This window comes from Dokdonia sp. PRO95 (assembly GCF_000355805.1).
Taxonomy (GTDB): Bacteria; Bacteroidota; Bacteroidia; order Flavobacteriales; family Flavobacteriaceae; genus Dokdonia.
Genome location: NZ_CM001837.1, coordinates 1,451,127 through 1,463,459 on the forward strand (window position 1 = coordinate 1,451,127; position 12,333 = coordinate 1,463,459).

The following is a 12,333-nucleotide window of genomic DNA, read 5'->3' on the forward strand; positions in this document are numbered from 1 at the left end:
GAACAGTAACAGTTACAGATAACGATGGTGCACCAACAGTGACAATCGAAGATGTAGTTGTAGATGAAGATGCTGGAGAAGTAACAGTTCCTGTAACCTTAAGTAACCCAAGTGATGAGGATACAGTTATTGAGATTGTAACAACAACTGGTACAGCTGGTGAGGATGATTACACAGAGACTATTGTAACGGTAACAATTCCTGCTGGAGAGACTACTGGTGAAGTTGTGATTCCAATTACGGATGATATGCTTGATGAAGAAGATGAGATCTTCACAGTAGACGGAACAGTAACAAGTGGTAACACTGATAACACAGATCCAAGCGGAGATGTAACGATTATTGATAACGATGATGCTCCGGTTACAACACCTAATTTAGATCTTGTTAAAGTGGGCGTTTTAAATGACTCAAATGGTAATAACGTAGTTGATGCTGGTGATACTATCACTTACACTTTAACAGTTGTAAATAATGGAAACGAGGAGCTTACTAATGTAATCGTAGTAGATCCATTAATCGTTATCAATGAAGGTCCAGTCGCGGTATTAGCAATAAGTGAAAGTGCTACTTTTACTGGAACATATACAATCACTCAAGATGATATTGAAGCTGGAGGAGTTGTAAACGTTGCAACTGCAGAAGGAACTGATCAGGTAGGTAATACAATTACAGATCAATCTGATGATCCAACTGATACAACAAATGTAGACGTTGATGGTGATGGAGATTTTGAAGATCCTACGGTGACTATATTAGATCAGTCTCCAAATATCATGATTACTAAGGATGGAGTATTCCAAGATTTTAATCAAGATGGATTTGCAAATGCAGGTGACCAGATTCTTTACACATTTGATGTTGTTAATACGGGTAACGTAATTTTAAATGACGTTATAGTAACAGACGAGATGGTAGAAGTGATTGGTGATGCAGTTAGTTTACTACCTGGTGAATCAGTTACATTTACAGCAGTGTATATCATAACTCAGCAGGATGTTGACAATGGTGAAGTTGTAAATACTGCCTTAGCAATCGGATTAACTAATGATGGTCTAGAAATCACAGATATTTCTGATGACGTAACAGACACTACTAGTGATGATGATCCTACGGTTACTGTATTAAGTCAAAGTTCAGGACTTATCTTTAATAATGGTATCTCTATGAATGGAGATGGTCGTAATGATTCATTTAGAATACAAGGAATAGAGAATTTCCCAGAAAATAAACTGAGAATATTTAATAGATGGGGTGTAGAAGTATATAATGCAGAAGGATATGGATCTGATGGTAAAACTTTCATAGGATTATCAGAAGGTAGAACCACTATATCTCAAGATAAATTCTTACCTGTAGGAACGTATTACTGGATATTAGAATACGTGAATTCAGTTGGGGAGACTATCAATAACTCTGGATATTTATACCTTACTCGATAAATAATTTTAAATCGTTGAGTGCATTAAGCACTCAACGATTTTATTTGACCTACATATGAAAAATATAATATTAACAGTTGCTTTTTTTGGAATACTAGTACTAAATACATTTACGATAACTGCCCAGCAAGATCCGCAGTATACTCAGTATATGTATAATACAGTAGCTATTAATCCAGCCTATGCCGGAAATAGAGGTGTGACGAGTATTGTGGGGCTTCATAGAAGTCAGTGGGTAGGCCTAGAAGGTGCACCTAGAACACAGAGTTTAAGTATCCACTCACCCATAGGAGAAGGTAAAGTAGGATTGGGGTTATCTATCGTAAATGATGCCCTAGGTCCAGCTCAAGAAACATATATTGGTGCAGACTTTAGCTATACCATAAATACTTCTAATAGTGGGAGATTAAGTTTTGGATTGAAGGCGGGAGGTCATGTTTTAGATGTAGACTTTTCTAAGTTGACATTGTTTGATGTTTCTGATCCTAGATTTTCACAAAATATAGATAATAAAATTTCTCCAGTAATTGGTGCTGGTTTATATTATCATACTGACAGATTCTATGCTGGTCTGAGTGCTCCAAATTTAATTCAAACAGAGCATTTTGATGAAAGTAATAACAGTAACTCAGCTAGCTTTATTGCAGAGGAGCGTATCCATTATTATGGAATAATGGGATATACTTTTGATATAAGTGACCAACTCAAATTTAAGCCTAGTACGCTTGTCAAATTAGTTGGAGGTGCACCACTTCAAGTAGACCTAACAGCAAATTTTTTGGTAATGGAAAAATTACACCTAGGGGCAGCTTATAGATGGAGCGCAGCCTTAAGTGGTTTAGTAGGTTTTCAAGTGTCAGATAGTATGCTTATAGGCCTTGCTTATGATCGTGAGAGTACAGATCTTGGAGAAACTGTTTATAATGATGGGAGTTTCGAAGTGTTTCTTCGTTTTGAACTCTTCAATGAGTATGATAGAATGCTTACCCCTAGATTCTTTTAATACGTATACTTTAGCAGTATATCTAATTTGATTACATGATGAAAAATATAATTTGTTTTTGCCTGAGCATCCTATTCTTGGGAGTTCTTACCCTAAATGCTCAAGAAGGAAAAATTGATAAAGCAGATAAAAAGTTTGACCAGTATGCCTTTGTAGACGCTAGAAAGATTTATCTGGAAGTTGCGGATAAAGGATATAAGTCTGCAGATCTTTTTCAAAAAATAGCAGATAGTTATTATTTCAATGCAAAATATGTGGAGGCAGAAGTTTGGTATAATAAACTTGTAACGAACTATGCAGAGGAGATAAAGCCAGAATACTATTTTCGTTTCGCTCAAACACTACGTGCTTTAAAAAGCTATGACCGTGCAGATGAAATGATGGCTAAGTTCAACGATGTTAATAGCGATGATTTAAGAGCTGAACTTTTTACAGAAGAGCCAAATTACCTAAGCAAAATTGACTACAAAAAGAGTAAGTATACTATAGAAGATATACGCAGTATGAACTCGAGATATTCAGATTTTGCCCCTACAGAATATGAAGGTAAATTAATTTTTGCATCCTCACGTGATACTGGTGGAGCAACAAAGAAAATTCACAAATGGAATAATGAGCCTTTCTTAGATTTATATGAATCAAAGGTAGGTGAGAACTCAGGGTCTTATACTAAGCCAAAATCTTTTAGCAGAGAACTAAATTCTAAATTTCACGAGAGTACTACTGCATTTACAAAAGATGGTAACACAGTGTACTTCACTAGAAATAATTTCAACAAAGGAAATTACCGTAAGTCAAAAAACGGAACTAATAAGCTTAAAATCTATAAGTCTAAAAAAATAAATGGAAAGTGGTCTACTCCCGTAGAAATGCCATTTAACAGCGATGAGTACTCTACAGCGCATCCTACGCTTAATGCAGATGACAGTAAATTATATTTTGCCTCAGACATGCCTGGGACGGTAGGACTTTCAGATATATGGGTTGCCACTATAGATGAAACAGATTCAGTAGGAACCCCTGTGAATCTAGGACGACCAATAAACACAGAAGGAAGAGAGACTTTTCCTTTTATGAGTTCGAAAGGAGTGTTGTACTTTGGATCTGATGGCCATCCTGGTTTTGGAGGTCTGGATGTCTTTGCAACAACGCCGAGAACAAATAGTAATGAAAAAGAAGTTATTAGCAATATAGGTGAGCCTATTAATAGTTCTTTTGATGACTTTACATTTATATTAAATGAAGATACGCAAGTAGGTTACTTTGCTTCAAATCGTAAACGTGGTCAAGGAAGTGATGATATTTATAAGTTTTTAAAGGAAGAAATACCATGTGATATCAAACTTGTAGGTGTAGTAACAGATAAAGATAGCGGTAATCCTATTCCAGAAGCAACAGTGCAGCTTATAGATAGTGAAGGGACGGTTTTAGAGGCTGTTCAAGCGACAGCAGCTGGTGCTTATGCATTCGAGGCATCATGTGTAACGCAATACGTTATACGAGCTTCAAAAGAAGAGTACAGCACAGCAGAGGCTATCACTACAACACCAGATGTTACAGGCACACTAACCAATGATTTGGAGTTAAGCCTTCTCAAAAAACCAATCAATGTAGGTGATGATCTCGCAAAGGTTTTAGAACTTAATCCTATTTACTTTGATTTCGATCGATTCAATATTCGTCCAGATGCAGCACTTGAATTAGAAAAAGTAATCGCAGTAATGCGCGAGTATCCTAATATGGTATTAGATGCACGATCTCATACGGACAGCAGGGGTAAGGATTCTTATAACCTAAGTCTTTCAGATAAAAGAGCAAAGTCTACTGTTGCATATATAATTAATCAAGGTATAAGCTCATCTAGAATTACTGGACAAGGTTACGGAGAAAAGCAGCCTGTAAATTCTTGTTCTAATGGAGTTCAATGTTCAGAAGAAGAACATCAACTTAACAGACGTTCGGAGTTTATAGTAATAAGTAACTAGCACTTACCGTCTTTATAAAATATGAAGCCTCCTTTTCTATTGAAGAGGAGGCTTTTTTATTTGTTCGCTTTCGCGAAAGCGTTATTTTAATTTTTCATCTACCTCTCAGATTGTTTTACTCAATGCAAGAGCATTGGTATTAATACGCCTAAATTAAATGTAAAGCCATTTAAGGGTGTTTTGTGACGACTCTCTACATATTGAGCAAATACCGTTGGCAAGTCCTTAAAAACCATCTAGATTGTCATAGAGAAAGAAGTACTTAGACCACGGCCATAATTGCGCTTTCATATCTAATTTACTCCGAGTTGATGTAAAAGTCTCTTTAAAATATTCAAACTAAAACATTAGTTTAAACTAATGTTTTAGTTATATTTGGGTAATTAATACGAATAAGGATTATAATTTTGTAATTCAGAGGAATATAAAGCTCGACTATGAAACAACTTACAAAGGCAGAAGAAGAGGTGATGCAGCTATTATGGGTAGCCAAAAAAGCAAATGTAGCAACACTCATTGAGCAAATGCCTGAGCCTAAGCCAGCATACAACACCATCTCAACAATCATAAGGATATTGGAGAACAAAGGTTTTGTAGGCCATGAGAAAGAAGGAAGAGGATACCTCTACTATCCCTTAGTTACAAAAGAGGTGTATAGCAATGATTCTATGCACAAAATGATGGATAGCTATTTTAATGGAAGTTTTAAAAGCATGGTAAGCTTCTTTGTAAAAAAGAATGACGTAGGTGTGCAAGACCTAGAAGCCATACTTAAGGAAATTAATAAAAACGACTAGTCATGATAGCATATGTAATTCAAGTCATCTGTTTTCAAGCAATATTCTTAGCAGTGTATTATCTCCTATTAAGAAAGGAAACCTTCTTTGTATATAATAGAATTTACCTTCTATTGACACCTGTCATAGCACTCTTATTGCCATTTGTAAAAATTGCAAGTTTACAAACCGTAGTTCCCGTAGAGGTGATGTCTGTCATGTTACCAGAAGTAGTAATAGGTGAAGCAACTACGAGCCAATCAGAACAAACAAGCTCCTTTATCATTCCGTGGTTGAGTATTTACTTCGTAGGTGTTGCAGTAAGTGCATTACTTCTTGTGATAAAAATCAGAAGTTTCATTAACTATTTATCGTTTAAACGACGTGGTGAACACATCATTAACGTACCTAACAGTACAGAAGCTTTTACCTTTTTTAAGTACATATTTATTGGAGAGGATATAGATACGCTTTCGCGAAAGCAAATCCTTACCCACGAACAGATACACGCAAAACAGGGGCATACTTGGGATCTTATCTTTTTTGAGATTATGAAAATCATCTTTTGGTTCAACCCATTGATATATTTCAATCAAAAACTGATAAGTACAGTTCATGAATACTTAGCCGATCAAAAAGCAACAGCAGCCTCATCAAAAAAAGCATACTACGAAGAGTTATTAAATACTGCCTTTGGCACTAATAACCTTTCTTTTACAAATACATTTTTCAATCAATCATTAATCAAAAATCGAATTATTATGTTACAAAAATCAAAGTCAAAAAAGAGTGCGTTAATCAAGTATGCCTTTATTGTTCCATTAGTTTTAGGAATGTTAGTCTATGTTTCATGTAGTGAGGATAATGAGCTGGTAGAAAATCAATCACTAGAGGAAAAAATAAGTGAACTACAATTGCTAATAGAGCAAAAAGAGAACCTTTCAAAAACAGAATCTCAAATGATCAATGATCTAAGTATGACATCAGCCAAAAAAACAAAAGGAACATCTGTGCATACTTTTAATATGAGTAAAGATGACGACGAATTAATAGAGGTTGTAGAAGAAGAGGTTGTATATGATGTCGATGAGAACGGAAATATCCCATTTACAGTCATAGATGAAGTTCCAGTATTTCCTGGATGTGAGTCACTCACTTCAAATGAGCAACGTAGAGATTGTATGTCACAGAAAGTAGGTGTCTTGGTGAATTCTAACTTTAATGTTGCATTAGGCAAGGAGCTAAATCTCAAGGGTACTAACAGAATTTTTGCAAGTTTTAGAATTGATAAAAATGGATACGTCACAAATCTAAGAACTCGCTCACCACACCCAGATCTTGATGCAGAAGCACAGCGTGTAATTTCTATGTTGCCAAAAATGAAACCGGTAAACACAATGGTGAAGAAGTAGGAGTCCTTTATAGCTTACCTATTACGTTTAAAATAGCAGAGTAACCTATGAGAAAACTAATTATACTTTTAAGTATCATAGCATTTTCAAAAGCCGGTGCACAAGCTCCGGCTTTGGCTATTGCAGATAGTTTATATGCTGTGGGAGATTATACACAGGCAATTGCTCAGTATGAATCTATAAAAAATCCTTCGGCTAGAACATATTTGCAAATAGCAAGAGCCTATAACGGTAAAGGAGTGAAAACTGACGCGCTTTTGTATTATAAAAAGTCGTTAGAGCTTAATGACAGGCAACCCATAGCTCAAACAGAGTACGGTAGATTATTACTGTCAAAGTCAAAGCATCATCTTGCAGACTCAATTTTTTCTGATTTAGCAAAGAGATTCCCTACCAATCCTGAGTATTACTATCAATGGGGGCGAGCGCTTAAAAAGACTGCGGTCAAGGATACCTTAGTTTTAAATAGAAAAGTAGATAATGAAAAGATAGACACTTCAGAAAAAGCTTTTGCCAAGGCAGTGCAGCTAGATTCTACTCACCAAAATGCCATGTATGAACTTGCAAGGCATCATCTAGGATTAAAGGAATATGATATCGTAGAAAAGATATCAGAGAAAGCACTTGAGAGTTATCCAGAGAATATTAAGATAATTAATATTCTAGCTCAAAACTATTATTATAGAGGATGGTGGGTTGAGGCTATAGATTGGTTTAATAAACTTTTAGATTTAGGGCTGGATACTGCTTTTGTAAGAAATAAACTAGGGCGTGCCTATTACGAGAAAAGAATGTATCCAGAAGCTATAGAAGCTTATGAGGCAGTACTAGAATATGATGACGAAGACTGGGGTACCCTTATTACGCTCGCTAGGCTATATAACTTTAACAGAGAATACGATAAGGCCGTTAATTATTCGATTAAAGCGCTTAGGTATAAAGATTTGCCGCTTGATGATGTGTACTTTACATTAGGTAGAGCTTACGAGTTTAAGAAAGAGTTCACTAAGGCAATGAAGCATTATCAACTAGCAGTTAAAGAAGATCCATATAACCTTGATGCCGTATATGCCATTGCCGTAGCAGCCGATAATTATTATGAAGATAAGGAAGAGGTTGTCCAATTGTATGAGAAGTTTGTGGCTCAATCTGAAAAATCAAAATCAAAGCCATATTTGATAAGAATAGCTAAGGAGAGAATTGTAATCCTCAAAAGAGAAATTTTTGAATCAAAAAAAGCGCAGGACTAACCCATTTACAGCACTTTTAAACGAAATTTAAAAATCGTACTTTCGAAGTACGTATGAGAGGCTTATTATATCGTGGTTTAGTAATGATTACAGCAATAGCTGTAATGACTTCTTGCGACCGTATAGAAACAAAAAAGATCTCATCTTCAGAGTATCTTTCAGAAAGTTGGAAGGCCATAGATCTCCATAAAGTGGACGGCTATCCTACTTTTGATACATGTAGCTCACAAGCAGAAGGGGAGGCGTTGAGAGTTTGTTTTGAAGAGACAGTAACGAGTACGTTTTATGGGTCTTTTGGTAAACACACGATTGTTGTAAATAGGGAGCTCAACGATACGCTTGTAGTCAATTTTGTGGTAAATGAAAAAGGTAAATACTGTATTGATACACTCGCCATTACACCAGAAATACGCGCAGAAATCCCAAAACTAGAGCAGTGGATTCATGAAGCGGCCAAACAACTTCCTCAAGCTAAAGCAGCCACAAAACAAGGGGTTCCTGTAAAGACAAAATTTAAAATTCCCGTAGTACTTAAGGTGGAGTAAATAAGTTTAGATAGTGTTATAGGCTATTATTTCGTGTAGTTCCTACCTTTCCATTGGTAACTACTAGTAAGCGATCTTACGGCTATATAAGTACTTAAAAACGGGTAACAAATCATCACGATTGGATACCATTTTAAATAACTTTTTCGGTTATAAAAAAAAGCTTCGGTGGCAATGAGGATAACATCAACTACAAGTTTTATGACTAAGCCCATTAATATGATGGATTGGGTTTCCGCTTTCGCGAAAGCGTAATAAAGAACTCCCACAACACTTAAAAGATTAACACCCAAAACAAGAATCCCCATTAGTTTTGAGAACCAAAAGGTATAAGCACTAGACTTTGCCGCCCAGCGTGTGCGCTGTGCTATAAATATATTCCACTGCTCTTGAGGCTGTGTGGTTACAATCGCATATGGAGAGCGTAAATAGCTTATCCTATTTTTAAACTTCTCTTGAAATTTCTCGAGTAAAAAATGATCATCTCCACTAGCGATGTGATTATTATTTGCAAAGCCTTGAACGGCTGTAAAGGCTTCTTTATCATAAGCGAGATTTGCTCCGTTACATAAAAAGGGTAAGCCCATATAAAAGCTTCCGGCAGTAGCGCCCATAAGACTTAAAAAATCCAATTGCTCATAGGCAGTTAAAAATGAAGGCTGAACCGTGGAAGCGATGGCAACGGGCATAATCACCATAAGTGGTGATTGTTGCTGGATGATAGCGTCTAATGTGTTGAGCCAGTTTACGGGCACGGTACAGTCGGCATCTGTGGTCACAATCCACTGGTGTTTACTGGTATGGATGGCGGTCTGGAGTGCATCTTTTTTTGGTGAAGCAGAGGTGCGCACGTTGTCTATAACATCAATGTTTGTAAGCGCACAACGCGATATACACTTATTTATGACCTCGAGAGAGTTGTCTGTAGAGGCATCATTTACTAAGATGATTTGCCAGCTGTTTTGTGGATAGTCAACTTCGGCTAGAGATTGCAGCAAGTTAGTAAGATGCGCTTCTTCATTTCTAAAGGGTACAATAACGGTAAATGTGGTAGTTGTAGCGTCACAAGATTGTGAGAACGTACCAGCGCGATTGATCTCAAGCGCAAAGCCGAGGATGATAATTCCATAGAGTAAGAAAACAAAAAACAGCATCCAGATCATTATACTGTCTTTATGGTGCTAGTAGGCTTTTGCACGAGCAAAAAGTAGGCGCCAGGTAATAGCGGTACTACTACATTGAGCAGCCACATTAAAAGTACAGTACTTAATACAATCTCTTCGGGTACATTAAACCAGCCAAAAATGAGAACAGCCACACCACCGCGCACCACTACATCTAGTAACTGCATTACAGGTATAAGCGAGCTTACAAGGTAGGTAGCACAAATGCAAGCCATTACAAAAGGATAACTTGTGGTAGCTCCTAGCAGGTAGAGAATGAGGTAAAACTGATGTGCAAAAATGATATATCGTATAAAGGAAAACAGTCGCACCTTCTTTTTGATGGGTACAGCAATAGATTTCCAGTACTTCTTGATTTTATACCAAGGATTTCCCTTGAGTGTCCAGTGTACACTTCGTAGTATTTTAGGAAGTATCTGGTACAGCACGAGTGCCATAAATATGCTCAAACTCCAAAAGAATATCGCTGTCCCACTAGTGAAAAAGGCAATAACTCCTAAGCCAATGCTCCCAAAAATAAGCGTTGCCAGCAGCTGATACATATTGCCTATAAAGTTTAAGAAGAGTATCTGCTTGCGTTGCTCTTTTGGGTAATAGAGCGCCTTTGCACCATAGTCTCCAGCTTTTGCAGGAGTTACAAACCCTACGAGGTGAGCGGTGAGGGTTTGTATTGCGCTTTCGCTAAAGCGTACTAATCTGTATATACTCACTAGAGTTTGCCATTTCTTGATTTCAAAAAACCAGTTGGCAGTAGTAAATAATAGTATAATTATAATATAGAGATATAACGATGATGTACTAATTTCGGAAAGCTGAAATTGTAGCGACCGTAAATCACCGCGATCTAGTTTGTCATAAATAAAATAGCCAGCCAGTAGTACAATGAGAATCTTAAGAGTCGCCCAGAGTAATTGCGTAGCTTTGTGAGATAATCTAGGCATTCATTTCTTTGTTAAGGATGAGCACAAAGTAACAATAAAAGCATTGGCAGACGAAAAAATCATATTAGGTATTGATCCTGGAACCACAATTATGGGTTTTGGACTTATCAAGGTTGTGGGTAAAAAGATGGAGTTTATGCAACTCAATGAGTTATTGTTACAAAAGTATAATGACCCTTATGTGAAGCTCAAGCTCATTTTTGAGCGCACCATACATCTTATAGATACGTATCACCCAGATGAGATTGCGATAGAGGCACCGTTTTTTGGTAAGAATGTACAAAGTATGCTCAAGCTAGGTAGAGCACAAGGAGTGGCGATGGCAGCAGGTTTATCTCGAGAAATCCCTATCACAGAGTACCTCCCTAAAAAGATTAAAATGGCAGTTACTGGAAACGGTAATGCAAGTAAGGAGCAGGTGGCAAGAATGCTACAGTCTTTACTAAAACTTAAAACCTTGCCTAAAAACTTAGACTCCACAGATGGTCTTGCCGCAGCAGTGTGTCACTTTTATAATTCTGGAAAAGTAGAAATAGGTAAAAGCTACTCAGGCTGGGAGAGCTTTGTAAAGCAAAATGAAAAACGAGTTAAGAAGTGATATTTCTTTAGAACATATGGCATCCATCTACATCCACATACCATTTTGCAAGCAGGCGTGTCACTATTGTGATTTTCACTTTTCGACTACAATGGGTAAAAAGGAGGAAATGATAACGGCTATCATAAGCGAACTTGAGATGCGTAAAGCCGAGTTTGAAAATGAAGAGGTGTCTAATCTTTATTTTGGCGGTGGGACACCTTCTGTCTTAAACACTGCCGAGATTGAACAAATTATAGATGTTTGCTACGCGCATTACAAGATTCAAGAAGATCCGGAGATTACCCTAGAAGCAAATCCAGACGATCTTACTGAGCAAAAAATAAGAGAGCTCGCAGCATCGCCCATTAATAGATTGAGTATAGGCGTGCAATCATTTTATGAAGAAGATCTCAAATTAATGAACCGTGCTCATAATGCTCAAGAGGCAATAGATTGCCTGAGATTAATAAGAGCAACCTTTCCTAACAGTTCGCTAGATCTTATTTATGGAATCCCTGGGATGAGTAATGAGCGCTGGGAGCAGAATATAGATAAAGCGCTAGCGCTAGACCTCCCTCATATATCTGCCTACGCGCTTACGGTAGAGCCTAAGACGGCCCTAAAAAATTTAATTAAAAAAGGAATTGTACCTCCGGTAGAAGATGAGGTGGCACAAGAGCATCACGAGCTATTAATACGTAAGATGGAAGCTGCTGGTTATGAGAATTACGAGTTTTCAAACTTTGCAAAACCTGGTTATCATTCTAGAAATAATACGGCATACTGGCAAGGGAAAAAGTACATAGGGATAGGTCCCTCTGCACATAGCTATGACGGTAAGCGCCGCGCGTGGAATATAAATAACAACCCAAAGTACATAAAAGCAATCACGGCTGGAGAGCTACCTCAAGAGGTAGAAGAGCTCTCGCTCACAGACCAGTACAATGAGTATGTAATGACGAGATTGCGCACGCAGTATGGAGTTTCTTTACTCGAGATAAAAACACAATATGGCGAGCTTTTTTATAACTACTTTTTAGAACACGCTCAAAAACACATAGAGGAACATTTGCTTTTTATAGAAGAAGATAGAGTCTATGTAAGTAAAAAAGGAAAGTTTTTAAGCGATGGTATCGCAAGTGACTTATTTATACTCAACTTAAAGTAGCCTAACTCGTTGCAATGAGTTTAAGTACTCTAGGTAAATCAATAGAG

11 protein-coding genes are annotated in these 12,333 nt (G+C 37.1%); 9 read left to right on the forward strand and 2 right to left on the reverse strand.

Annotated elements, in window-relative coordinates:
- From D017_RS15365 to D017_RS06500, 7 genes are all read left to right on the forward strand, one after another.
- Nucleotides 1-1,442: gliding motility-associated C-terminal domain-containing protein (locus D017_RS15365; protein WP_035335450.1), on the forward strand; the 1,442-nt coding region annotated here is incomplete at its 5' end.
- 55 nt (nt 1,443-1,497) lie between these two features.
- A complete protein-coding gene (locus D017_RS06475; RefSeq protein WP_035335452.1) occupies nt 1,498-2,445 on the forward strand; it encodes a type IX secretion system membrane protein PorP/SprF in 948 nt (315 codons plus the stop codon).
- Between the two features lie 35 nt (nt 2,446-2,480).
- A complete protein-coding gene (locus D017_RS06480) occupies nt 2,481-4,430 on the forward strand; it encodes an OmpA family protein (RefSeq protein ID WP_035335453.1) in 1,950 nt (649 codons plus the stop codon).
- A 437-nt stretch (nt 4,431-4,867) separates the two neighbouring features.
- Nucleotides 4,868-5,227 (forward strand): BlaI/MecI/CopY family transcriptional regulator, encoded by a 360-nt coding sequence (locus tag D017_RS06485; RefSeq protein WP_035335455.1) that lies wholly within the window; start codon nt 4,868-4,870, stop codon nt 5,225-5,227.
- 2 nt (nt 5,228-5,229) lie between these two features.
- On the forward strand, nt 5,230-6,618 hold the full coding sequence (locus D017_RS06490; RefSeq protein ID WP_051583823.1) for a M56 family metallopeptidase: 1,389 nt from the start codon (nt 5,230-5,232) through the stop codon (nt 6,616-6,618).
- A 47-nt stretch (nt 6,619-6,665) separates the two neighbouring features.
- Entirely contained in the window at nt 6,666-7,868 is a 1,203-nt protein-coding gene (locus D017_RS06495) for a tetratricopeptide repeat protein (protein ID WP_035335456.1), read from the forward strand.
- 53 nt (nt 7,869-7,921) lie between these two features.
- Nucleotides 7,922-8,413: a hypothetical protein gene (locus D017_RS06500; protein ID WP_035335458.1), complete on the forward strand. Its 492-nt coding sequence runs from the start codon at nt 7,922-7,924 to the stop codon at nt 8,411-8,413.
- 26 nt (nt 8,414-8,439) lie between these two features.
- Here the strand turns inward: D017_RS06500 and D017_RS06505 are convergent, their stop codons facing one another.
- Both D017_RS06505 and D017_RS06510 read right to left on the reverse strand, forming a co-directional pair.
- Nucleotides 8,440-9,576, reverse strand: coding sequence for a glycosyltransferase (locus D017_RS06505; protein ID WP_035335459.1), 1,137 nt, complete (start codon nt 9,574-9,576; stop codon nt 8,440-8,442).
- Nucleotides 9,576-10,538 (reverse strand): lysylphosphatidylglycerol synthase domain-containing protein, encoded by a 963-nt coding sequence (locus tag D017_RS06510; protein WP_035335460.1) that lies wholly within the window; start codon nt 10,536-10,538, stop codon nt 9,576-9,578. Before D017_RS06510 ends, D017_RS06505 begins: the two co-directional genes overlap by 1 nt.
- 43 nt (nt 10,539-10,581) lie before the next feature.
- Between D017_RS06510 and ruvC the strand changes: the two genes are divergently transcribed.
- Complete coding sequence (ruvC, locus tag D017_RS06515; RefSeq protein WP_035335461.1) at nt 10,582-11,136, forward strand: crossover junction endodeoxyribonuclease RuvC; 555 nt, start codon at nt 10,582-10,584, stop codon at nt 11,134-11,136.
- A 16-nt stretch (nt 11,137-11,152) separates the two neighbouring features.
- Nucleotides 11,153-12,286 carry a radical SAM family heme chaperone HemW gene (hemW, locus tag D017_RS06520; protein WP_035338058.1) on the forward strand — a complete coding sequence of 378 codons (1,134 nt, stop codon included), beginning with the start codon at nt 11,153-11,155 and terminating at the stop codon, nt 12,284-12,286.
- Nucleotides 12,287-12,333 lie beyond the last annotated feature (47 nt).